This window comes from Methanobacterium bryantii, from assembly GCF_002287175.1.
GTDB lineage: Archaea > Methanobacteriota > Methanobacteria > Methanobacteriales > Methanobacteriaceae > Methanobacterium_D > Methanobacterium_D bryantii.
The window spans coordinates 29,239-53,105 of sequence record NZ_LMVM01000037.1 but is presented as its reverse complement, the minus strand read 5'-3'; the positions used below and the strand labels follow the sequence as shown (position 1 = coordinate 53,105).

27 protein-coding genes and 1 tRNA gene are annotated in these 23,867 nt (G+C 33.3%); 15 read left to right on the top strand and 13 right to left on the bottom strand.

Annotation, left to right across the window (positions count from 1 at the left end; all coding sequences use genetic code 11):
- The 5 genes from ASJ80_RS12250 (at position 1) to ASJ80_RS17145 (ending at position 3,187) form a co-directional block, all read left to right on the top strand.
- A complete protein-coding gene (locus ASJ80_RS12250; protein ID WP_048082984.1) occupies positions 1-1,392 on the top strand; it encodes an ATP synthase subunit B in 1,392 nt (463 codons plus the stop codon).
- Between the two features lie 34 nt (positions 1,393-1,426).
- Positions 1,427-2,065, top strand: a complete 639-nt coding sequence (locus ASJ80_RS12245) for a V-type ATP synthase subunit D (protein ID WP_069583876.1) — start codon at positions 1,427-1,429, stop codon at positions 2,063-2,065.
- A 1-nt stretch (position 2,066) separates the two neighbouring features.
- Positions 2,067-2,459: a DUF22 domain-containing protein gene (locus ASJ80_RS12240; RefSeq protein ID WP_069583877.1), complete on the top strand. Its 393-nt coding sequence runs from the start codon at positions 2,067-2,069 to the stop codon at positions 2,457-2,459.
- 144 nt (positions 2,460-2,603) lie between these two features.
- The gene (locus ASJ80_RS12235) at positions 2,604-3,008 is read left to right on the top strand and encodes a DUF61 family protein (RefSeq protein ID WP_069583878.1); all 405 of its coding nucleotides are present in this window, start codon (positions 2,604-2,606) and stop codon (positions 3,006-3,008) included.
- Positions 3,009-3,037: 29 nt separating this feature from the next.
- The gene (locus ASJ80_RS17145) at positions 3,038-3,187 is read left to right on the top strand and encodes a hypothetical protein (protein ID WP_176720251.1); all 150 of its coding nucleotides are present in this window, start codon (positions 3,038-3,040) and stop codon (positions 3,185-3,187) included.
- Between the two features lie 104 nt (positions 3,188-3,291).
- Here the strand turns inward: ASJ80_RS17145 and ASJ80_RS12230 are convergent, their stop codons facing one another.
- The 6 genes from ASJ80_RS12230 to ASJ80_RS17515 form a co-directional block, all read right to left on the bottom strand.
- Positions 3,292-4,449 (bottom strand): ATP-grasp domain-containing protein, encoded by a 1,158-nt coding sequence (locus ASJ80_RS12230; RefSeq protein ID WP_069583879.1) that lies wholly within the window; start codon positions 4,447-4,449, stop codon positions 3,292-3,294.
- A gap of 29 nt (positions 4,450-4,478) precedes the next feature.
- Positions 4,479-4,550, bottom strand: a tRNA-Gln gene (locus tag ASJ80_RS12225).
- 431 nt (positions 4,551-4,981) lie between these two features.
- On the bottom strand, positions 4,982-5,641 hold the full coding sequence (locus ASJ80_RS12220) for a CRISPR-associated protein Cas4 (RefSeq protein WP_069583880.1): 660 nt from the start codon (positions 5,639-5,641) through the stop codon (positions 4,982-4,984).
- A 223-nt stretch (positions 5,642-5,864) separates the two neighbouring features.
- Positions 5,865-8,204, bottom strand: coding sequence for a DEAD/DEAH box helicase (locus ASJ80_RS12215; protein WP_069583881.1), 2,340 nt, complete (start codon positions 8,202-8,204; stop codon positions 5,865-5,867).
- A 50-nt stretch (positions 8,205-8,254) separates the two neighbouring features.
- Positions 8,255-8,881: a hypothetical protein gene (locus ASJ80_RS12210; RefSeq protein ID WP_069583882.1), complete on the bottom strand. Its 627-nt coding sequence runs from the start codon at positions 8,879-8,881 to the stop codon at positions 8,255-8,257.
- A gap of 502 nt (positions 8,882-9,383) precedes the next feature.
- On the bottom strand, positions 9,384-10,115 hold the full coding sequence (locus tag ASJ80_RS17515; RefSeq protein WP_245837579.1) for an efflux MFS transporter permease: 732 nt from the start codon (positions 10,113-10,115) through the stop codon (positions 9,384-9,386).
- Here ASJ80_RS17515 and ASJ80_RS17510 point away from each other — a divergent pair.
- Positions 10,098-10,319, top strand: a complete 222-nt coding sequence (locus tag ASJ80_RS17510; RefSeq protein ID WP_245837574.1) for a hypothetical protein — start codon at positions 10,098-10,100, stop codon at positions 10,317-10,319. The genes ASJ80_RS17515 and ASJ80_RS17510 overlap by 18 nt on opposite strands.
- Before the next feature lie 237 nt (positions 10,320-10,556).
- Here ASJ80_RS17510 and ASJ80_RS12200 read toward each other — a convergent pair whose 3' ends face one another.
- Positions 10,557-11,159 (bottom strand): SOUL family heme-binding protein, encoded by a 603-nt coding sequence (locus ASJ80_RS12200; RefSeq protein WP_069583883.1) that lies wholly within the window; start codon positions 11,157-11,159, stop codon positions 10,557-10,559.
- 335 nt (positions 11,160-11,494) lie between these two features.
- On the opposite strand from ASJ80_RS12200, the gene ASJ80_RS12195 reads away from it, so the two are divergent.
- The 4 genes from ASJ80_RS12195 (at position 11,495) to ASJ80_RS12180 (ending at position 14,630) form a co-directional block, all read left to right on the top strand.
- A complete protein-coding gene (locus ASJ80_RS12195) occupies positions 11,495-12,001 on the top strand; it encodes a PRC-barrel domain containing protein (protein ID WP_069583884.1) in 507 nt (168 codons plus the stop codon).
- A gap of 263 nt (positions 12,002-12,264) precedes the next feature.
- Positions 12,265-12,510 carry a hypothetical protein gene (locus tag ASJ80_RS12190; protein WP_069583885.1) on the top strand — a complete coding sequence of 82 codons (246 nt, stop codon included), beginning with the start codon at positions 12,265-12,267 and terminating at the stop codon, positions 12,508-12,510.
- Positions 12,511-12,732: 222 nt separating this feature from the next.
- Positions 12,733-13,590 (top strand): HNH endonuclease, encoded by an 858-nt coding sequence (locus ASJ80_RS12185; RefSeq protein ID WP_069583886.1) that lies wholly within the window; start codon positions 12,733-12,735, stop codon positions 13,588-13,590.
- Positions 13,591-14,150: 560 nt separating this feature from the next.
- Positions 14,151-14,630, top strand: coding sequence for a DUF308 domain-containing protein (locus tag ASJ80_RS12180; protein WP_069583887.1), 480 nt, complete (start codon positions 14,151-14,153; stop codon positions 14,628-14,630).
- 111 nt (positions 14,631-14,741) lie between these two features.
- On the opposite strand, the gene ASJ80_RS12175 is transcribed toward ASJ80_RS12180, so the two are convergent.
- The gene (locus tag ASJ80_RS12175) at positions 14,742-16,205 is read right to left on the bottom strand and encodes a DHA2 family efflux MFS transporter permease subunit (protein ID WP_083240960.1); all 1,464 of its coding nucleotides are present in this window, start codon (positions 16,203-16,205) and stop codon (positions 14,742-14,744) included.
- 130 nt (positions 16,206-16,335) lie between these two features.
- Entirely contained in the window at positions 16,336-16,923 is a 588-nt protein-coding gene (locus ASJ80_RS12170; RefSeq protein WP_069583888.1) for a TetR/AcrR family transcriptional regulator, read from the bottom strand.
- A 545-nt stretch (positions 16,924-17,468) separates the two neighbouring features.
- Between ASJ80_RS12170 and ASJ80_RS12165 the strand changes: the two genes are divergently transcribed.
- Positions 17,469-17,795: a hypothetical protein gene (locus ASJ80_RS12165; protein ID WP_069583889.1), complete on the top strand. Its 327-nt coding sequence runs from the start codon at positions 17,469-17,471 to the stop codon at positions 17,793-17,795.
- Positions 17,792-18,604 carry a hypothetical protein gene (locus tag ASJ80_RS12160; RefSeq protein WP_245837573.1) on the top strand — a complete coding sequence of 271 codons (813 nt, stop codon included), beginning with the start codon at positions 17,792-17,794 and terminating at the stop codon, positions 18,602-18,604. The genes ASJ80_RS12165 and ASJ80_RS12160 overlap by 4 nt, the downstream gene beginning before the upstream one ends.
- Positions 18,605-18,645: 41 nt before the next feature.
- Here ASJ80_RS12160 and nucS read toward each other — a convergent pair whose 3' ends face one another.
- Positions 18,646-19,401 (bottom strand): endonuclease NucS, encoded by a 756-nt coding sequence (nucS, locus tag ASJ80_RS12155; RefSeq protein ID WP_069583890.1) that lies wholly within the window; start codon positions 19,399-19,401, stop codon positions 18,646-18,648.
- 205 nt (positions 19,402-19,606) lie between these two features.
- The gene (locus tag ASJ80_RS12150; protein WP_069583891.1) at positions 19,607-20,305 is read right to left on the bottom strand and encodes a HEAT repeat domain-containing protein; all 699 of its coding nucleotides are present in this window, start codon (positions 20,303-20,305) and stop codon (positions 19,607-19,609) included.
- 586 nt (positions 20,306-20,891) lie between these two features.
- Between ASJ80_RS12150 and ASJ80_RS12145 the strand changes: the two genes are divergently transcribed.
- Positions 20,892-21,344 carry a hypothetical protein gene (locus ASJ80_RS12145; protein WP_069583892.1) on the top strand — a complete coding sequence of 151 codons (453 nt, stop codon included), beginning with the start codon at positions 20,892-20,894 and terminating at the stop codon, positions 21,342-21,344.
- A gap of 167 nt (positions 21,345-21,511) precedes the next feature.
- Positions 21,512-21,856 carry a hypothetical protein gene (locus tag ASJ80_RS12140; RefSeq protein WP_069583893.1) on the top strand — a complete coding sequence of 115 codons (345 nt, stop codon included), beginning with the start codon at positions 21,512-21,514 and terminating at the stop codon, positions 21,854-21,856.
- Between the two features lie 86 nt (positions 21,857-21,942).
- Here ASJ80_RS12140 and ASJ80_RS17140 read toward each other — a convergent pair whose 3' ends face one another.
- Positions 21,943-22,116, bottom strand: a complete 174-nt coding sequence (locus ASJ80_RS17140; protein ID WP_176720252.1) for a hypothetical protein — start codon at positions 22,114-22,116, stop codon at positions 21,943-21,945.
- A gap of 210 nt (positions 22,117-22,326) precedes the next feature.
- Between ASJ80_RS17140 and ASJ80_RS12135 the strand changes: the two genes are divergently transcribed.
- Entirely contained in the window at positions 22,327-23,343 is a 1,017-nt protein-coding gene (locus ASJ80_RS12135; protein WP_069583894.1) for a S1 family peptidase, read from the top strand.
- Positions 23,344-23,395: 52 nt separating this feature from the next.
- On the opposite strand, the gene ASJ80_RS12130 is transcribed toward ASJ80_RS12135, so the two are convergent.
- Positions 23,396-23,815, bottom strand: coding sequence for a hypothetical protein (locus tag ASJ80_RS12130; protein ID WP_069583895.1), 420 nt, complete (start codon positions 23,813-23,815; stop codon positions 23,396-23,398).
- Between the last annotated feature and the right edge of the window lie 52 nt (positions 23,816-23,867).

Sequence of the window (23,867 nt, the reverse complement as noted above, 5' to 3'; positions counted from 1 at the left end):
ATGGATTTAAATATCAAAACAAGGGAATATACAACCGTTTCTGAAGTTTCAGGACCTCTCATGATTGTAGAAGGTGTTGAAGATGTCGGCTACAACGAAATAGTAGACATAATAACACCTGCCGGGGACGCCAGAAGAGGACAAGTTCTCGAGGTACGTGAAGGTTTTGCGGTTGTACAGGTGTTTGAAGGTACAAGCGACCTTAACACAGCAACAACCAAAGTAAGATTTACAGGTGAAACAGCAAGATTAGGTGTTTCCCTTGACATGTTAGGAAGAGTTTTCGGAGGTACTGGAAAACCTATAGACGGCGGTCCAGAGATCATCCCCGATAAAGAACTCGATATTAACGGGAACCCAATGAACCCAACCGCAAGGGAATTCCCAGCAGAATTTATACAAACTGGTATCTCAACCATAGACGGAACAAACACCCTTGTTAGAGGACAAAAACTCCCTATATTTTCAGGATCAGGATTACCTCACAACGACCTTGCAGCACAGATTGCAAGACACGCTAAGGTAGTAGGAGAAGAAACTGAATTTGCAGTTGTATTTGCTGCTATGGGAATTACCCACGAAGAAGCAAACTTCTTCATGAGAGATTTCGAAAGAACTGGAGCTCTCGAAAGAGTTACAGTCTTCATGAACCTTGCAGACGACCCTGCAACTGAAAGGATCATCACACCAAGGATGGCACTTACAACAGCAGAATACTTTGCTTTTGAAAAAGGAATGCACGTTCTTGTTATCTTAACTGATATGACCAACTACTGTGAAGCATTAAGGGAAATTTCAGCTGCACGTGAAGAGGTTCCAGGAAGACGTGGATACCCAGGTTACATGTACACTGACCTTGCTTCACTCTATGAAAGAGCAGGTCGTATGGAAGGTAAAGAAGGTTCAATTACCCAGATGCCAATTCTTGTTATGCCTCAAGACGATATTACCCACCCAATTCCTGACCTGACAGGTTACATTACCGAAGGACAGATCGTATTAAGCAGAGACCTTTACAGGAAAGGTATTTACCCTCCAGTAGACGTTCTCCCATCACTTTCAAGATTGATGAGTGGTGGAATTGGTGAAGGAAGAACAAGAGAAGACCACAGTGGTGTATCTGACCAGCTGTATTCAGCATATTCTGAAGGCCGTGACTTAAGAGACCTTATGGCTGTTGTTGGTGAAGAAGCACTTACAGAACGTGACCGAAAATATCTCGCATTTGCAGATGAATTCGAGAACAAGTTCGTAACAGAAACCAAAGATGAAGACAGAACCATTGAAGAAACACTCACCATTGGTTGGGAACTTCTAAGCTTACTTCCTGAAGCCGAACTTAAGAGGGTTAAAGCAGAGCATATTCCAAAATATCATCCTGCACATAAATAACCTCCTTTATTTATTTTTAAAAGAGGGATAAAAAATGGCACAAGAAATGTTAGAAGGAGTTAATCCAACAAGAATGGAACTTCTTAAACTTAAGGACCGTGAAAAGCTCGCAGTTAAAGGGCATGGTCTCCTTAAAGAAAAAAGGAACGCTCTTATAATGGAATTTTTCAACATACTGGAACGTGTAAAAGGTTCCAGAGATGAAGTTGAGAAAAAAATGGCTGAGGCATTTGAAGATCTCACAACTGCTCAAATTGTTATGGGAGACTTAGCTGTTAAAAAAGCTGCTGTGTCTGTTAAAGAATCTGTCAAAGTGGATATCGACTCACGGAGTGTAATGGGTGTTGTGGTGCCTATACTTGAAGCTGAAACTTCACAAAGAAACATGGTTCAAAGAGGTTACGGATTTGTAGATACTTCTGCCAAACTTGATGAGGCAGCAAGGAAGTTCGAAGAATCAATCAATTTAATACTTGAACTTGCAGAAATCGAAAAAACCATTGTACTTCTTGCAGAAGAGATAGAGTCAACAAAAAGAAGGGTAAATGCGCTAGAGCACATAATCATTCCAAGGGTAGAAAATACAGTCAAGTATATCGAAATGCGGCTTGAAGAAATGGAAAGAGAAAACTTCGTAAGGTTGAAGATGATTAAAAAGGCCATGGAGTCATAAAATGGGAGCTATTAGAGTATTAAATAGAGTAGATGAGGTTAAAGAAGAGCTTAAAGGCGAAGAACTTCATGCATTAGGCAATTTTAAAGTAGGAAACATTATAGGTAAACTACGCGCAGTAATAGCTGATGAAGATGTCGATATTAAAGCTAATGAAGCCAAGTCAATAAAGATTAAAAAAATCAATATCCCTAAAAACTATATAACCTTTTTATCAGCCTATGCATCAAACAGATATGGTCATACAGTAGCAGTGGGAGAAGAAGTTCATCTTCCCATGAGCATGAAAAGAACAGTTGACTATGCTTCATTTCTTGCAAACATCGATGGTACTATAAAAGAAGACGACTTACTTGGAGTTTTAGTTCTTCTCCCTGTAGAGATGATTAAATAAACTCCTCTTTTTTACTATTTTTTTATTTTAATTACCCAAAAAATAAAAGCTATTTATACAGTTAAATCTATATTAAAAACATTATTTCCGCATTTTACATTATTTTTATAAAATTTATATGAGGGGAATAGATAAAATTAATAGATGAAAAAATTAGATCCTTCAGATAATATCCTTAAAAAGCAGGTTATAAGTTTAAACAGACATCTCCCTAGACGTCGAAAAACATTAGAAGAGCTTTTGAGAGAAGAACGTCCCCATGTACTCGGTGCAGATGGCACAAGGCACAGATTTAAAAATGCTGAACTTAAAAAAATTGCCAGCATGATTGATAAAGAGGACTATAAAAAATTAAAACTTCCTATTTATATTGAAATTGAGTCACTAACATCTGGAGCAAGAATTGCTGGAGACCTTGAGTCAACCATTATTTGCAAAATATTAAATATAGATCCATGTAAACGTGAACTTTTTATATATAGACCTCAAATAAAAGAACTTAGAATTAAGTTTCCAACAACTACACAGTACATCTTTCTCGTAAGATAGTCAAAGTCAAAATACATTAAGGTGATCAAATGAGTATAGACCCAATAGAAGATATTATGGATGATCCAGATAAACGTGCAAAATTATTTTTAATACTCTCTGGAGCATCAATTGTAGTAACTATGATGATAGTAATAGGGACCTTAATCTTTATTCTACGTGTTTTAGGCCTATTTTAATGAGAGTTTAATTATAAATTATTTGTAAAATTAAAAGTAATTGATAAGTAGCGAGTAAAACTACTTATCTTTTCCAAAATATAATGAAACGCTATTTTTAAATATCACACACTAACATTTCTGGCCAGTATTTTTTCAGGGAAAGGTTCAAGCTCATTATAAACTCTTTCAACCAGTCTTTCTGCTTTATAAATGGCCTTTTCAAGACTTTCATCTGATGTTATAACTGTTGCGGCAGGTTCATCTTTTTCAATAATGACATTTCGCTCAGGAATATCATATACACCCTCAAAATCTAAATTTCCCGCAATACAACGCCTTTTTGCAAAAATAACCATCTTAACAGCGAATTTATTTGGTTCTGGTATTTCAATTATTGTGCCGCTGCACGCATTAACATGGGCATCCACCATGTTAATTCCAAGCACTTCTTCAGCACACTCAAAGGTACCCTGAAATCTCGGGTTAACTTCTATAACATAGATGTCTTCTCCAGTATGGATCATATCTACCCCATTTGATCCTAAAAGTGATAACTCCATTATGGCATCTTCTGCTGTTTTTTTAACCTGCACGTCATCAGTGAATGGAACTATATTTCCACAGTATGCAAATTCATCAGGCTGTCCAAGTCCATCTTCTCCAAGTATCTGCCTGCTTGTAAAAATTGCCTTTGCTTCATTCCCTGTTGATAAAACAGATGCACTGACATTTTGGCCTTCTATAAACTCTTGAAGCATCATTCCATTAAAATTAGTGTTTTCATTTGTTTCCTCAAATCTTTTAATGCCTTTGCCCCCAGCCCCAAAAACTGGCTTTACAAGGAACTTTTTGTCGTCTTTACTCCCTACTATTTGGGCCGCCTCAGCATACGAAGATACTAAAAAAGTTTCTGGGACATTAAATTTATCTTTGAGTAAGTTGTAAAGGTTATATTTATTTTCGATTCCTGCGATTTTTTTGTTCCCTATCACTTTTGATTCTGGAAATTTATCAGGCATTGCCCCTGCACTGCATAGGATACAGTCCACATCATCAACAACTTCATTTGCATAAGTCTCAAGAAGTTCAGGATCGAACCTTTCAATGTAGTATCCGCAGGATTCATAGGGAATTTGATTTAATATGCATCTTAAATAATCAGAACATTTTACAAGGTCACTTGTACAAAAATAATCTACTGAATAGATGGTGTTTCCCATCTTTTTTGCAGAGCAAGCCACAGGTCGCGAATTTGTACCTACAACAAGAATGTTTTTCATAAAAACTACCTCTTGTGTTTTAAAAGGAATAGTCCCGAGCGGAGTCGAACCGCCGTCGCCGGTTCCAAAGACCAGCAGGATTACCACTACCCCACGGGACTAACTAAAATAAACAGATTATCTGCGCCGTGGCATTTCAGTTATTTACTGTTTGTCATATTTAAATTTATCGCTTATACATTCAAACAACAAACTAACTTATTTCGAGCTTCATTGTATTTAAATGTATCTTTAATGCCATTGGAGTATCCTATATTTTTATTTAACTTTAATACAGGATTAACAGATAATTTGCTTATTTTAAATTCCCCATAGTATTACAATATTGCTATTTTTTATGTATGATTACATATAACCTTTATGGAAAATTAGGGAGAAAAAGGTTATTATAAGTTTAAAAAGAAAAATATATTCCACAAATCAGCTCTTAATTTTATAATTCTCAAGAGCGGCATAATTACAATCAAAAAAGAGTATTGATTAAGTTATTTACAGCAGAAACCGTTGAAAACACGTTGTTTTGCAGGTATTTTCATACTCTTCTATCACATATTTTATTGAATCTGCATTTTCTGCATTTATTAGGATTATCAGTGGAACCAAATTCAGTATTTCCAGATATCAAATCATGTACATGATCTATAAGGCCAATTATGCTCTTTTCAGCTTTTGCGTCAAAATAAGATGCCCAGAATATATTATCAGTTCCCCTCTCACGGAGGGATGCTACAATTTGCCTGTCTTCCCCAACCATATCTTTAAATGCCAGGCAATATCCATATACCTGATTTATACTTGAATAATAAGGTATAACACCAGGTTTATCATCTATTATTATAAATTCATCAGGAGTCATCCATATTTCATCTATAAATCCGCGAATTCCATAATTAGCTGAAACTACTGGAAATTCACGCGATAAAAGTTCTCCAGTTTTTGAGGATTCAAGCATTTCATCGAATGTTGCGGGTACTGCTTCTTCTTTGAAGTTTTCTTCTAAAACAGCGTGTTCTTTTACCCCTTTAACCATAGCAGCTGTAGGTGCAGTTTTAATCTGGCGAACATTCTCAAGAAAAATGCCATATTCACAGTAGCCCTGCTTATTTAACCAGCTAATGGGGAAGTTAGTCTTATTTTCAATTATCTTAACTTGAGATACAGTGGGGTGAGGAATTGAATCTGGAAATGGCATGCATTATACTCCTGAATCTTCTAATATATACTATTAGAAGTTAAATGAATTATATAAACACTACCTTTTCTCCACTCGTTTAAAAAACAGATAATACAAAAATTATGCATACTAAAAAAGTCAATCTGATTACCAAAATTCAATCAGAAACCTTAATTCATAAAAATTGTGTTTCATAATTGATTAATATTTAATATAAAAAGTTAAAAATAAATAGCATTACCTATATATGAAACAGGTTATTTAGTCCTTCCCAATGCCATTCACCATCTCTATCCCAACCCGTTGCAACATTAGGAACATATCTCAAGGCATTATTAAAGAAATAGCCATCTTTTAATGAATTTAGACCCACAAGTAACAGTAGCCCCTGAGGCCTGCTGAATGCTACAAAATACTGCCTTATAAGGTCATCAAATGCCCTATCAAGCGCACCTCGTTTTGGTATTCCCAGTTTAGAAAATTTCCTCATGTTATCCTCCAAGGTACATGACTTTCCAGGGGTTCCAGGAAACCTTTTAAATGCATGGTTTGCATAATTCATTTTAAAATCAGAGCCCACGTCCACTATAACAATAGGAAACTCTAAACCTTTAGACTGGTGAATTGACATTATATTTATCCCATTTTGAGGCAGGTTCTCAAGAACATCCAGATCAAGGTTTATAGCACCTAATGCAATAGGTACAAATATATTCCACATTACCTCTATTACTGAATCTTGATCTATATCCCTATTCCGCCCATTTAATATGATATTTGATTTAAAATCACTGAATAAACTGGTCTGCGTAATGGTTTTAATGATAATTTCCAGATAGACAAGGCCTTCCTCATCTAATATTTCAGGTATCCATTTAACCATTTTATAGATAAGCTCAACTAGAGGAACCTCCATTTTGTCCTCTTTTATTTGAAAATAGCTTCTCCACGTATCTATAAAAGCGTGCATTTCTTCAGATTTATCTCCTTTATCATCTATATATTTTAAAGCCTTAGACCTCCAGATTTTAAATCGGAATACCGCATTTTGAGGCAATCTACCAAAGGTATTCTGGATTTTACACCCAGGATCTATACATTCCAAAAGAATTCCACATAATATCTCAATAACAGGTATTCTACCTAAACTCTGCCCACGGGGATTAAAAACAGGTATCTGTGGGTTAATTTTATTTAATTCATCTTTAAGTAGAATTGGAAGCCTCGAATTACCTTTAAAATCTAGTTCAAGAGGAGAACTACATAAAAATGCAATATCTGAAGGAGATCCCTCTTTTTCATCAATTTTGATTTTAAATGAACCACCTTTATAATCTAAATTAAATCCTTTACCATAGCTGACTTCCCTAATAAAATTTGCCAGATCTGCCGCAAGTGTGTTAATATCATCTCTAAACATTCCGAGAACAGGGACATTAATCGAATTTTTTAAACTGGGCGAAATTGACCTTTTACCTTCTGCACGCGCATTTTGAAACTCTTTATCAAGCTTTATAAACTCATTGCAGAAATCAACTATATGCTTGGTGGACCTGTAATTTTTAGAAAGATTTACAAAAAGAGGGTTTATTCCAAGATACCCATTTAATCTATTTCCAAAATCCGTAAAAAGATCCACAGTGGCGCCTCTGAACCTGTAAAGTGACTGGTCATCATCACCAACAACAATGATACTCCCTTTATTCTTGACGGCTACATCTGCAATCTTCAGGTAAATAGTTTCTTGAAGCAGGTTTGTATCCTGATATTCATCCACCAAAACTATTTTGATATTTTTTAAACCTTTAAGTCTCTCAGTTTGGAGTTTTCTTAAAAATTCATCCTCAAGCATTGAAAAATCAAGGAGGTTCCTGTTTTTTAAGTCACCGATATAATCAGATATTGCATCATAAGCTATTTTAGCGCCAGGGTGCTCATAATCATTTATAAACTTTTCAAAATCAATTCTATCATGGTATATCCTATCTTTTATCTCAAGGAGTATCTGACTCATCATTGAAACATTAAGCCTTGTTTTTGAACCTCGTATATGATTCAAAAACCCCCTGAGATCCTTATTTCTTTGACGGTCATGGTCAAGGATCCCAACTTTTATCATAAGTGCATTTGATACAAGATCTTCAATTATAGCCGGTGCTGGACCTTTAATATGATTATTTTCTAAAATATCCTCCGCTATACTATCCAGCGTTCCTGTAATTATCCTTTTAAAATCAAGTTTTTCAAGGAGGACATTAATGGATGAGTGCTTTGGGTTTTCCATTAAAGTTGATTTCAGTTCATTTCCCCATTCAACAGTCCGAGATTTTAATTGAGCAGCTGCTTTCCTTGTAAAAGTGGTTGCTAGAATTGAGGAAGGTTTTATACCATCTACAAAAATAAATTTCAGTATTTTTAAAACCATTACTGTTGTTTTACCGCTTCCAGGACCTGCCACTATAAATAACGAAGTATCAGGAGAAGATATTATTGCATTATGCTGGTCTTCATTTACCTCGATCCTTATATCCCTTCCAAGCTTTTCCAGGACTATCTTTTCAAAATCAGAGTATTCAATCATAAACCGCACTCATTAAAAATAATTAAAAAAAAAAATAAATATTAAATCTTTTATTCATCCTTAGGTACCAGTTCCTTTTTCCCAAGGCGGTTCTTTATCATAGACCAGAGATCTTTGTCTTCATCCGGTTTATCTTCATCTGGCTTAATCTGTTCCTCAATAATAGTACTTTTATTTAAAACCAGATCATAATCTTCTTTTAATTTATTATATTCAATATCCCGGAGTTCCAATTGTTTAGCCAGTTCTTCAGTTTTAGCTGCTAATTCCTGGAGTTTTGAGGTATCCATTTTGTATAATTTTGTGGCTTTGGTATGCTTGCTTAAAAGTTCCTTGTAAGATTTTGATAACTCACTGTGTTTCCATTCCAGATCTTTAAATTCTTTCTGATACATAAGTTCAAGTTCTTTAAATTCCTTTTTATATCCTTCAATGCTCATTTCATATCCTTTAAGCTTGCTCAAGTATTCCTTAACTGCCCATGTATCTTCCACGCCGAATAACTCTTTAAAGTATTTTTCAGGTATTATAAGTACTCCTTCTTTACATTCCAGGTTATCAGATCTTTTAAGGGGGATAAGATACTGATTATACTCATAAACCTTTTGTTTACCGCCCACTGTCTTTTTAGCTCTTTTTTTGTAGCATTTTACAGAGGTCTTAATTAGCTGTACCATTTATTCACTACTCCAAACCGAAGTCTAAGGGAAAATTTAGAGTATAACGCTCTTCAAGTTGTTCTATAGTATATTTATACATATATATTTCCAACTTACACTAGCCATATGTTTATTTTTACTATTTTTATACCTTATCATATTGAGGGCAGTAATATAAACTAAGGATAACTTATGGCATTTTTATGAAAGCATCTTCACAATATAATACATTTAAAAAAGATATCCCTCAATCATATTTTTGAATTTATTTTCATAGTTTTAACTTGCTCTAAGCGACCTTTAAGGCCCATGGTTAAACATAGCATTATAACCGCGGCAATACCAACTGCAATATATGCAAATTCGTAACCTGCATAAGTTCCTCCTTTAAAAGCAATTATACCCCCACTAATGCACCGCCAACTAACTGCCCAGCACTGGCATTGGTGTTGATCAGTGCCTGACCAGAGGCCCTGTATTTTTCTGGACTTTCTAATAACATGATGTATATCAAAGGAGCTTAAATAATTGTAATTAACCCCACACCCAAAATGAGGCCAGATAAGATAAAAATATAGAATGAATATGCAAAGAAGCTTAAAATAAAAATGCCTGTAATTAATATAAAGCTACTGTAAACATCACTTTTTGATCCAAATTTGTCAAGTAATTTACCAACTAAAGGTGCACTGATAACTTTGGTAATCACCAGAGGAAGAATCATTAAACTAGCAGTAGAAATGGACAGAGATAACGAAATTACCGCAGATGGGAGAAATACTATTGCCACTTGACTTAAACCGGAGCTTATTGATATACCTGTAGCCAGCCTAACTTCCCTATTTTTTAATAAATTAATCTGAATTACAGGGTCTTCAGCACCTTTCTCAATTCTCCATAGGACAGGCAGTAATGCAATAGAAAATATTAAAAATGGCCATACATAAAGCGATTTAAGACTTTCAGTAAAATTACTGCTGTCTATCTGATTTACCCAAAATGCAAGTGAGGCAACAAGAATTCCCAGTATTATGGCCCCATACCAGTCAAAACATGAAACCCATTTTCTTTTAGTTTTAGGCAATATGAAATATCCTGCATTTATAGGCATATTTATTATAAAAAGCCACCACCAACCATAGTTAAGAAATAAACCCCCAGGTATTGGTCCAAAAATCGCTGACAAACCAAATACGGAGCCCATAATACCAAATGCAGAGCCACGTTTTTCCGGATGAAACGTGTCCCCAATAAATGCACTTGCAACTGGAAAATTCCCCCTACTTCAAAACCTCAGATAGCCCTTTCAAGAAGCATTATTTCAAAGGAAGATGAAAATGCAGTGATTACAGAACCTGCAGCAAACAGAAATATATCGATTATATATTTCTCCTACTTTAAACATCAGATTAGCCATAAGCAGCGTCCTATCATGAAAAAAGGATATAAATGGTAAATATCAGGGACAGCCCATCATTTACAGTAAAAAATGATTTAACGGCAGGTAATACTGGCCCTACAATGCCAATATCAAGGGCACCCCTAAATACGCCCACAAAAAGCAGGGCCAAAATTCTGTTTCTCTGTTTACATGATACTTCTTGTATATATTTGTTAAAATATTTTTGAGCATGTTTAATAACTTTGAGGGAGAATATATGATAAAAAGTAATTAAAAAATAAATTCTATTTTTTAAACTTCCACTATTACCTCATTTCTCCTTAAAAATCCAGGTACTGCAGGATGGTTATATTGCGCCACCATAAAACGTGATTTTGGCTTAATTTGATTTTTAGAAAGCCACTTTTTTAGTTCTTCAATTTTTTCTGCAGCAAGTTTTTCTTTTACTCTGCCTTTAAATTTTAAGACAGCATTTTTTTGATTTTTAAATTCTTTAAAATGAATTCTTTTATCATTGGGCTCTGGCAAAGTATCCATAGTATACTTTGACGGCATTGCAAAAGATATACGTTGAAAATTAGCTTCTGTTTCTTCTTCAATAACTGGAGTAGCCATGCCTATCTTCTCTGAAGCACTAACAGTTTCAGTAGTTACTGGAGCGGTCATTTCTATTTTTTCGCTTATTTCCTCTTCCACAACAGGTGCAGTCATTGCAATCTTGGAACGCTTTCTGTTACCTCCAAAAATGTAACCTGCAAGGATCATGAACCCCTTACGTACAGCATCATCAAATGATGCGCCGATATCCACCTGGGCTAAAATATAATCAGCATATTTTCTTATTTCAAAATTACCTTCTTTAATCTCTACATCATACGCCAGCGTTTCAGTCATATCTAACCCCAGATATACTTTGTTTGAAATTATTTAAGTAATTATTTTTAATGTATATTTAATACTAAAGATTTAACGCTTCCACAGCCCACCACATATTAAAAGCTCAAAAACAGGGTTAAAGTTATAAATAGTAAAAAGAATTCAAAGTAATATTTTACCTATATACAGTTTAAAAATCATAATAAATCCCGAAATTTAAAATATATCCTGTAAAAATAGCATAATTTCAAACAATTCATTTAAACAGCAATAAAACTTCATTAATCAAATATTATTTATGTTATAAAAGATAAAATTGATATTAATTAAATAATATTTGGAACGTGTTAAAAATGAAAGCCAGCAAATTTATAGGAATGACAGTTTTAGATAATGACGCTAAAGAAGCAGGTAAGATAGCTGAACTTGAAATAAAACTAAAACACTGCCTTGTAGATAAAATATGGGTGGCTACGGGATCCGCTTTAAATAAAAAATATTTTTCAGTTAAAGAGGGAGACCTGGACAAAATAGGAGACTATGTACAGCTAAAATTGAATGGAAAAGAGATTGATCAAAAAACTAAGGTTAACAAATTAGGAGAACTTGCAGAAACCGGCTCATTATTTAAGGATATTGTAGGAAAAACTGTCTTAACCTACGATGCTATGGATGTAGGTAAAGTGGGCGACATGCTCATCGACCCTAAAGGGTGCCTGATCCATAACGTGCTCATATCCACAGGACCCGCTTTCAGAAAAAAACATTTAGTAGTATCTGATGAAGATGTACACAGTTTTGGAGATTATGTTATACTGAAACTGAGTAAAGAAGAGGTAAATAAAAGAACTACCGATTAATTGTTTTATTTACAATAATTTTTATTCTCTTTTTAAAAACAACTATCAATATGGTTGTAAATTTTTACACATTAGTTAAAAATATAATAGTACTGATGACCAATATATTATAGTGAAATTTTTATTTTAAAAAAATTTTATTTTTAAAGTAAACCTGCTCATTTTTGTGAGTGATGGTTAAAAATCTGATTTAAAGTTAAAGAGCTGATTATATCACGCCTAACTTAACAATAGTTACAAAAATCAGGTAAATGGTGAATAACATGGTATGGGCCACTAAATTAAAAGTATCTATTTTGGAAAATGAAAAAGTCTTTGAAAAAGGTAAAAACAGCGTAAAATCAATAAATATACAGGAAGATATTGGAATAATTAAAATTGAGTATGAAAAAGATTCCCCGTGGGATATTGAATTAATTCCAATTCAAAATGCCCAGATAGCTTATAAAAAAGAGGTATCTAAAAGGGGTGCATTAAATTTTGATCCCCATATTAGAGCAAGGGATTAACTACTTTTAAATTTTTAACTTTTTAATAACATAAGATTTCCTTTTTACTATTTTTTATAGTGAATGACCAAATATTTTTGACGCTATTTAATAAGGTAATCTGTTTATATGCTTTCGAAAATACGATTCTCGAATACCTAAAATTTATAAATTTAAAAAGTTATGTCATTGACTTACTTATTGAATGTAAAAATTTAATTAAACTTAAGCAAAATGAAAATCATGGATACAGATTATCTCGAAAATTATCACCTTGAACTTAAAAACAGGAAACATAAAATTCTGGATGAACTCTGGGAACTCACACAAAAGCACCTGGATGAATACATAGGCAAAATTACAAAATCCAGGGAAGAACTAGACATTTTAATGGCTGTAGAAAACACAGATGAATTTAAAACCCTTTTAAAAGATTTAAGCTGTGTAAAGAATAGTTTAAATGAACTATATACTCAATTTTTAGATGATAATCTTGATACAGATCTTAAAAAGGACAAAATTATCGCATTAAAGGAAATGTGGAAAGAAGAGATAACTACTGAAGAAATCACAAGGGCCGTAAACTGCAGTAAAGGATATACAAGGCAGTTTTATCTTTTAGATGGAAAAGTAGTGCAGAAAGACGGTAGAAATGGGATCAGTGCAAAAACAAAAAGATACGTCTTAAAGAGGGACCAAAATTCATGCGTAGTATGTGGATCCCCCAAAAATCTTGAAATACACCACATTATTCCAGTAATGGGTTCTACAATTAAAGACCAGGATGAATCCCATAATTTAGCTCTGCTGTGTAAAGAGTGCCACTACCTCGCTCACAGCGGTAATTATTATAAGGGCCTTGCCTATGAAGATCTGGAAGGTTTCTGGGAATGGACTCAAAACACTGAAAAAACAAAAATATGGCTTATTTTAAAGGATATTCATGGCGTCGGCCTTAAAATAACTGAAAATATTTATAGATGCTTCCCCAGTATGGAAGAGTTAGAAAATGCAAATATTAAAAGTTTAACCAGGGTTCCACTTGTAAATAAAGGGCTAGCTGAGCGGATTAAATTAAAACTAGATAATAGGATCATTTAATACATTTAAACTCATTTATTGACATCAAGAATCCCTTATTAAATTTTACTAAAATATTTTTTTAACGCTCATGTCCATGATCCTGTGCATGAGTTATACTATTATGCTAAATTGTAATTTTTAATTGATTATATGGGATTTATCTTAAAAAAATATAATTTACTTACCCAGACACACGAGTGAAGTGATATTATTTACACAACATTCTGGGCATGAGCGTTTTTTAAATAAATGGAATGCAACATTCGATCCACCTTATTTAAAATAAAAAGGATATAAAAGAGAGTAAGATTTTTTAGCAAGTTAAAAATAAAATAAATGATATTCCCTAATTATAACTTAATTGAAATTTAATGTTTAAAATTATTTTGGAATTTAAGGTTTTAAACATTATATAACCGTCAAAAATACGTTTGTAAATCTTATTTCATTTTTTAAATCCAAATTACACTGTTATTAGTCCTATTAAATTATAGCAAAATATAATAATTAATAATGGCAATTATTAACTATTGTTAGAATTTAAGAGTTGTTGGAAAAAAGCTTAAGAGGTGATTGGTATGGAAAAAACGGGAAACGCAATAATTCTCATAGTTTTAGGTTTAATAGTTTTAGCATTCCCACTTTTAGGAGTAATTCCATTTAGCGTACTAACTGGTGTTGCAGTGCTATTTTTGGGTTTAGGTCTTCTATTTATGGGCGCTGCCTCAATGGGCGAAAGTCTAGTTATGGGCATTATAGAACTCATTTTAGGATTTTTAGCATTAATTTTTGGCCTAGGATTTATATTTAATCCTGCATTATTTAGTTTCGTGGCAGCTTTATTCGTGTTCATTGCAGGTATATTCCTGGTAATAGCAGGAATTGTTGCCATAGCATCTAAAACTACAGGAAGCAGGTGGACAGGACTAGTAGCTCTAATTTTAGGTATAATCTACATAATTGTAGCTGCATTCATTAAAGATCCGCTGTATTTAGGTATATTAATTGGATTATGGCTTTTAATAACTGGAATAATAATGTTATTCCAGAAAGATTAATTAAAAGTCTTTCCAACAACTCTACTTTTTAACAGCTGTTTTTATCTGCAATTAACTATTAAATGTTTTAAACTGTATTACAGTCAAAAAAATATAATAAAGCGTTTTTTTTTAAGCATGTGCTTCCTTCTTTAAAAAAAGGGAAAGCACAAATACAAACGCAAGTATTATTGCCCCTATTAGAAATGAAAAGTTTACACCAGATATTAATGCAGATATCTGCTGTGCTGGATCTGGATTAATGATATTTTGAAGGTAGCTGTGCTGTCCAAATGACATAAAGCTTACAAATAGAGATGAACCAATTGCACCCCCCATCTGCTGCAGGGAAGTCATTATGGCAGAACCTGAAGCGTAATGTTTAGAATCCAAATTTCCCAGAGTATTTGTCTGGTTTGGAGACATTAAAAGGGCTGATCCTATATACAGGCCGCAGTTTATAATTAACACGGCAGCAAGGGTGGTTGAAACAGAAAGGTTCGATAAAAATATCATGGAAATGCACATAACAGCAAGACCTGAGCTAACGATAACCCTTGGCCCATGTCTGTCATATATATGGCCTGCAAGAAGAGGCAGTAAACAGTTTAAAATATTTCCAGGCAGCATTACAAGACTAGCAACAAAAGAAGTAGTTCCAAGTCCATTCTGCAGGTACATTGGAAGTATAATCACTATTGCAAAAACGACCATCACATTAATTACATTAATTATTATCCCTATTGTGAAAAAGGGATATTTAAAAACATGAAGGTCCAGTAAAGGGTGTTCCATGGTTAACTGGCGTGCTGCAAATAATATAAGGCTAAATATGCCTATAATTAGAGGCATTATAACATTCAAACTTAATCCATAGTCTCCTAAACCGCTGAATCCCATTATAATTCCACCAAATCCCACAGCAGCCAGAATAACAGATAAAATATCAAGTTTAGGGCGTGTTACTTCAGTGACATTCCTTAAAAAAGAAATGCCTAAAACTGATGTGGCTATGAAAAAGACTAAAACCAGCAAAAAGAACCAGTGCCAGTCCATAAAGCCCATAAGAAATCCCATAAATACTGGTGCAAACATTGGTGCAGAAAGGATTACAAGAGATACAAGTCCCATGACCAATCCCTGTTTCTGTCTGGGTATTAATATTAGTATTGTGTTAAATATTAGAGGTACAAGAATACCTGTTCCAACTGCCTGGATTACACGTCCAGTAAATAAAACCGGAAAATTTGATGAAATACCTGACACAATCGTTCCTATAATTAAAAATACCATTGAAGACATGAACAGTTTTCTTGTTGAAAACCGCTCAATAAGAAACGCACTGATAAGGAATACAATACCTGAAACAAGAACATAAATAGTGGTCAACCACTGTACTGTCCCCGCTGAAATATTATACTGCAACATTATATGAGGAAATACGATGCTCAACGCGGTTTCACTTAACATCGACATGAATCCGCCAAGTAAAAGTACAAATAAAATTTTTTTAGTGTTATTTTTGTTAACTGAAAACTTATTTTCGTTTGAATTTAAACCCATTTGTGGATAATCTTCATCTGTATTTAAAACCATTTTTGAATTCTCTCCTATATTAGACCAGTCTACATAATATTGAAAATTAGAGATACTTCCCATTATCCTAATTAGACCAGTCTACATAATTTTTTAAAAAAATTCATTCAAAATTCTTCCAACAATAATATTATTGAGCCAGTAGAATAGGAATCTGCTTTGCAATTTCAATGAAAGGCTTATCACTCTTTTTCGTTAAAGACATGATTATTGCCCCTTCCACCATTGACTGAATAACCAGTCCAAGGGTTTCTGCTTTTTCTCTGTTGAAACCCCCTTCTATTAACTTCTGAGTATAAGCATCTTGCCATACATTAAAAGCAGATTCACACGCTTTTCTTAAAGTTTCGCTGGTTGCAGCTGTTTCCAGCGCAATAAGGTTGATCGAAACTTTTTTAGTGCTCCTAAGTGCTAATTTTTCATCTTTTTGAGCATATACCAGATCTGCCATTTCTTCGATGGAATTTTTAATGGATTCTGCAGGATCCTGGATTTTTGCAAGCCTTTCTTTTATTGTTTTTTCGACAAATTCTTTTGTTAAATTTACAGCTTCAAGTGCTAGTTGTTCCTTCCCATCAGGAAAATAATAGTATAAAGAACCTTTAGGAGCATTACTCTCCCTTAATATCTCATTTAATCCAGTAGCATGATATCCTTTAAGCTGAAAAAGAACTGTTGCAGCTTCCACTATTCGATCTCTTGTATCAGTTTTTTTCATTATACCATCCAATTATAACGACTGGTCTATATAACCATATTCAAATTATTGAATTTGATCTATAAATAGTTATAGGCCAATTTAACTATTACCCAACCGGGCTATGTCCCAATATTTCAAAATAAAGTTAAAATATGATTCATTTTAAAATACATTATATATCACCAAAATAACCAAACATGCCTACAAACGTACTCAAAACCTAAAATAGTCATAAAATACACTTATTAAAAATTTAACTAGAATCATATTTATAAATAAATCCAAAGCCAGATAGATTAAACTTATAACAAGCAGTTAACATGAATCGTCCAAATATTTCATTTTTAAAACTCATTTTTCTACAAATTTTATATTTAATCTTTTTAAAAATCAGAATAAAAAATTAATAAATATAGAAACCCCTTTGCTTTAAATATTAAAAGGACAGAATATGGACGAATTATGGAATGATTTTGGAGTAATTCTGGAAAAATTATTTTTATTACGCATCACCCATTTTAATTAAAGAGCATCAAGGTTCATTTAAAAATAATGTGATCATCATGGTTTATGAAATATTTATACCTTCAATACCGTTTGTAGGGGGTTATTTAATAACATATACACTCTACAATACAGGTTTAATAAAAAAATCACTTCATGCGAATTTATGGAACTTTATATTACTTAGTGCATTTTTAGTAGCTGCGTGTGCAGGATTTGTACTTATGGTTTTACTTGAACTAGGCATAATTACATCCATCAATTCAGGACTTCTTTACTGGCATGTAGAATTCGGCATCACCATGGCATTAGTTACAGTATTCCACATAATCATTTACTGGAAAAGTACCAGAAGGCTGTTTACAGGAGGGAAGGTAAAATCTTGAAAGATAAAATTAAAAGTAAGTTAGCTGACTTAAAAAATGCAGTAAACCAAAATATTTCCCCTCAAAAACAGAAAATGATTGGGGCTGCAGCAACTGTGCCTGTAATTGCAGCATCAGCCATGTCCGGAGTTTGTGCAGGAAGCTGTCCGTACGGCTTAACAAACGATCCTTATCCCGGACAGTGCCATCTCTACACTGACAGTACTGGAGACGGTATCTGCGATCTTTCACAGGCCGCTGCCACTGCAAGCACTCAAACTACAGATTCTAGTACTCAGACTACAGACTCAAATACAGATATAGACACTCAAAATAGCACATCCAGTGATGGATATCATGGAGGGCACATTCAAGATGGAACTTCAGACCAGACAAATGCAAGCACCACTACAGTTCACGATCCCAGTTCAGGGACTGGTGATTCATTAAATACCGGCAATGACTACCACATAATTCCCGTAAGTCTTTTAATTATAGGCGCGTACCTATTTACACATTACCTTTTCAGTAAAGGCATTCTAAAACCTCAAAAACATAAAAGGTTGTGGAACTTGCTGTTAATGGGAGGTTTCTTGGGATCCGGCATCACAGGAGTGCTGCTAATCTATATGATAAATTTAGGTATTGGCCTGGTTTACAGACAAGGCCTGGATTACTGGCACGTAGAATTATCACTCCTGATGATTATAGTCACCCTGATTCACTTCCACATATACAGAAAACCATTTAAAAACATGTTTAAAGTACTGTTCCCCTTCAAATCGAGTTTAAATAAAAATAAATCAAAAATTAGAGGCACGTCCAAATAAAGGACTTTACCTCTATCCTTCATTTTCCAATCTGCCCCCGATTACTTGTTGAAAAAGTCCAGCGTGACACTTTTGGCACTTTTAAGTTCCTTAGGCGGTTCAAGTGCCTTAAATTCAAGTTGATACTTTTCAAGAAGTTCCTGAGCGTCTTCAGTTATAGATGGAGCTACCAAAAGACCTCTAACAAAATCTTTATGGTCCGTGAAGTCTTCAAAATATTTTTTTAACTGCTTAACCGCATTGATACCTGCCTGCCTGCTTTTAAGTTCCAATACCATTAAACTGCCGTTTTTATCCTTACCCAATATATCTATAAACCCAGTAGATACCGGATATTCCTTAGAAGTGGGCCTGAATCCTTTTTCAATAAGTTCTGGGCTTTCCATTATCATGGCACGCATATCTTCTTCGTAACCTGCCAGTTCAAGCTTTTTAATGTCTTTACCAATATGATACGATATCATATGTGTTTTACATATCTCAACTTCAAGAGACTCAGGTGGATTTCTCCTTACCCCACAGAGGTAAACTCTGCCGTTTTCCATTCTTGTCTTGAATTTACAGTTAGGGGGCTGCCAGTTAACAGGTTCCAGATTATAATCTTGATGGACTAAAAATGAACCATCAGTTTTGATAATTATTGTCCTGTCTCCAGATCCTAACCTGCTTGTAGCCCTGCCCCTGTATTTTATCCTGCAGCAGGCCACTATTATTATAAATGCCCTTTTAGAAATTGCTTCGTTTATAAAATCAAAGACTTCCTCTGTCCCCGGATTTTCATCTAACTTAATTATCATTAAACATCCTCAAATTATTAAAAAAAGGTAAAAACCATTTTAAAACTAATATTACGTTTTCAACATATAAAAATATAATTATAAAAGCAAATAGAGAACTGTTTAATGATTTAAAGGAAGATTAACATAAAAATAGTTATTATAATATTAAATTTAAAATAAGATATATTCATCCAGTAATTTAAAAGTTTAAATTAAAATTAAATCACTTTGAAGTGATTTTATTTATTGCTCTTTTCAAAGCAGATTCAAATTCATGAGATTCTCCATTTGAAGATTCTAAAGCTCCTTTAAGATATGGAAGTGCTTTTTTATCTCCTATAGTTCCAAGGGCATTTACCGCATTTACCCTGACAAGATAACTTTCATCTTCAATGGAACTAATCAGGTACTCCACAGATGTATCACCAATTTTACCCAATGACAGCACAGCACAGGATCTTAAAATGTAATCATTTTCTTTTAAAATTTCTTTTAACGGTTCAAGAGCGCGATCATCACCCAAATTTCCAAGTGCATCCACCACTTCACATTTAACATTTAAAGACCCATCATTTAATGCATTAATGATTGGTTCAACTGCCCGCCTGTCACCAATTGCACCGAGAGCCCATACTGCAGTTTCACGAACATGCCAGTGTTCATCCTTTAAAACACTGATTAAAGGTTCAACAGCATTTTTATCCTCAATCGTGCCCAGAGATACAACTGCAGCTTTACGAATAGGCCAGTACTCATCGTTCAAGAGATTAATTAAAGGTTCAACTGCTTCCTTTGCATCTATATCTCCAAGAAGATATGCTGTTTTTTCTCGAATTCGTTTGTCATTATCATTTAATGCATTTATGAGGCCATTTACATCCTTTTTATCCCTCATTTTTTCCAGATCTGAGATAGAACTCATGGTTATACATCCCTATTAAATCGCTGATTTACCGCCATATTTATTTAATGCCCTTTATTAATATTTATAGAGCATATAATTTTTATATGTGCCTACTAACTTAAATTATGTTTAAAATCATTTTTGAACACATTGTATCATAAAATAATTGCTAAACAACTCACATGATAAACACTTTGTGCAAAATAAGCTTTGATAATTCCTTTAATTTTAATAAACAAATAAATCTATTAAATGCGCTTGAAAACATGCCATAAATCTTAAAATACAATAATAATATGTTATTTATATAGTTTGTAACTATTAATTATTTTATATTAAAAATTAGATTAAATCATCTTTAAAATATAATTTCAAGATATTTAAATCCTGCAAAATTAACAGCTGATTTAATAGACATATATCCGGAAATTAATAGGATCATTTTTCTTAGTTTTATTTATACCTGATTAATTATATTAATTATGGCACAAAGTATTATAATAGTTCTCCCATTAAGCACCATTAATTTTGTATCTAAATTACATTTACGCGAAATTATTATTAGTTATGAAAAACATAAAAAAAGATACGAAATTATGTAGGGGTGGTTGCAATTAAAGGAAAAATACTATTTTTAGTTAGCGCATTAGTCATTACAAGCATTACCGTATCTGTTTATCCAGTAATATCTGCTAATTCCCCATTAGGACGGACAGACCAGCCAAATTTAGGGAATCCAACAAATAATAATCACAAGATCAGTTCAATAAATAAAATATCAAACAGGGGTTTACATCAATCAGATCTCAATGTTAAATCATCAATCCCGAAAAAGTATACAACTTCCAAAATCAAGGCCAAATCATCTAAATCTCAATTAATTGCTAGAAAATATATAAAAGAACCTAATGCAGTAGCAGGTAAACCTGAAAAATACAAAATAGGTGGAAAATGCACAGATGTTGTTCCTGTTTTATTGAAGGGTAAAAGAGTAGGAGAAATAAATATAGACCCTAAATCCGGGAAAAACGTGGGTGGTGCAGGAGGAGCACCTTAATTTACTCTTTTTACGCATATAACAATTAATCGGGTAAATTATTCCTTTTAAACTCTTTAAAACACTTTATCATGATACATGGGGTAAAATATGTCCAAGATATTTAATAACAGAATGTAAATATTTATGTTCCAAAAAAGATAAAGTAATAGATGAGGTGATTATGCTTGGCAGAAGTGTTAGTACCTGTAACTTTTAGTCGAGAAATAGAAGGGAAAATAAGTGATTTAGTCATACCTGAAGAGTTTGTCAAGGATTTCCGTTTTATAAGTGATACTGAACTTATAGTTGTTATACGAGTCCTAGGCTCAGATATAGAAAAGCCCCTAAATTTCTTTGAAAGCAGCAAAGGAGATAAATTCACCATAAAAACCATAGAAAGTAATGGAAAGCAAATATATGATGAATTCACATTAATTGATATGGAATCAAACGAAGGGCCCTATCCCACTGCAGATATAGATATCGAACCGCAAGAGATTAAACTAATACTAGAATTTGAAATAAAATGACCAAATAATTATTATTTTAAATTAATTTTATTCTCATTTTACTAATTAATCAAAATATTACTTACTTAAAATAAAAGCATTAATGCCTATCTTTCTCTTTTTGCACGCTCTCTGGCCTTTAAAATTAAAAATATTATTACACCAATTACAATTGCAATAATAATGCCCCATATCAATGCGACTCCTATAATGAGTATTGCATTAATAACTGCATTTACAAAGCCCATTATTGCATTAACTAATGTAGATATTATATCCATGTATTATTGTTTTGTTTTTAATTGGATATAAATTTAGAGATTTTTAAAAATTGATTTACTGTTATTTAATTAACGTTCAAAATGTACAAAAAACAGCAAGTTAGATAGTGATCCCGTTTGAAATTGGTAAAAATATAAATAAAAGTTAGAGCATAGTTATTACTTAAATTAAATAATTTAATAATTTTTAATGTAATGGTGGACCATTAAGTGAAGCTGTTGAAAAATACATTAACCTTAATACTTATCTTGCTGGCAGTATTTGTAACTTATGAAACATTTTTTATAGATAATAATCCTTTAAATTACTTTTCTTCTAAATCAGCCAGTTCAACAGTTTATGTTGAAAATGGAGTTTCCGGCATAGTAACTATAACTGATCCATCACTTAACAAAACAGTATGGTTTAATATTAGTTTTTATCCCTTAGAAACTGGTTCCGGAGTTATTGTAAGTAAAAATGGATATATCATAACTGCATTTCATGTTATAGGTGATCCCGAGTCTAATACTATCAATGTACTTAAAACAATGAGTGATGATGACATCAAGACATATGTGGAGCAGGCAGCAGTATCTACCTATTTATCAAATTATAACCCCCAGTTAGGCGCAGAATTATCTGGAAATGATATGATCAGTCAAAGTAATTTAAGCGCCAATACACGTGCAACTACAGATCTGTTGATTCAAAACAATTTAATTAGTGCAAAATACTATAAGCAGGTCATTAAAGTTAAATTTCCATCTTCTACAGGAATTAAACCACTAAATGCGCAGCTGGTTGATGTTGGAAATTCAGGCAGCGATAATGATGTTGCCCTCCTGAAAGTTAACCCCGCAGGCAGCAATTTACCTGCATTAAAAATCAGTTCCCATGATCCAAAGAATGGAGAAAACATCCGCATATACGGTTATCCTGCAGACAGCAATGTGACACAATCCCAGTTATCAGTAAACCCCTCCACAACCACAGGCAGCCTCATATCAGGAGTACGTAATTCACACGATATACTTTACTACAAAACAAATGCATCTACGTTCCCTGGCTATAGCGGAGGTCCGGTTTTAAATAGTAAAAATGAAGTAATAGGTATTTTAATATATGGAGTGCAGTCAAAGGGAAGTTTTGTACAACAAATAAAATCAAGATATGGCTTATTTTTATCCTCAAACTACATAATACAGATATGTAGAGAAAACGAAGTTCCCATAGACATCACATAATATGATACCTGTAGATCTACTAAAAAAATTCCTAAGTAGATCTACTAAAAAATTATTCTAAAGTAAGCAAATCTATCTTATTAATCAACTGCTCATTTTTAACTTTAAATACCTCAAATGCTTTTTTATTTCGATTGTTGTATTCTACAAGGGATTTTGATATACTGCCTGAAAGTTCTTCATAATCGGTTTTAAAGTTTACAAGCAGTTTTTCCAGCTTTTCCAATTCCATTACTTCAGGACATTTAGGGTTAAACAGCCTAGCGGTTTTAAACCTGTGGTTACCCATTAAACTAACCCCACCTTCTAATCTAAGTGCCGGGCCATATAATTCCTGCAGTTTGTCTGATTTTTCCAACAATTCTTTTAAAGCTCTTACTTCATTTAACTTAGAATCTATTAATTTAACAATATTAGATTCCATGTTAGGCTCCAAATTTCCTTTATTTTTTATACCCTCTTTACTCTCCATATTTACCAGTCCTCCATTTATATTCCTTATTTTCCAATAAGCTTAAATTTCA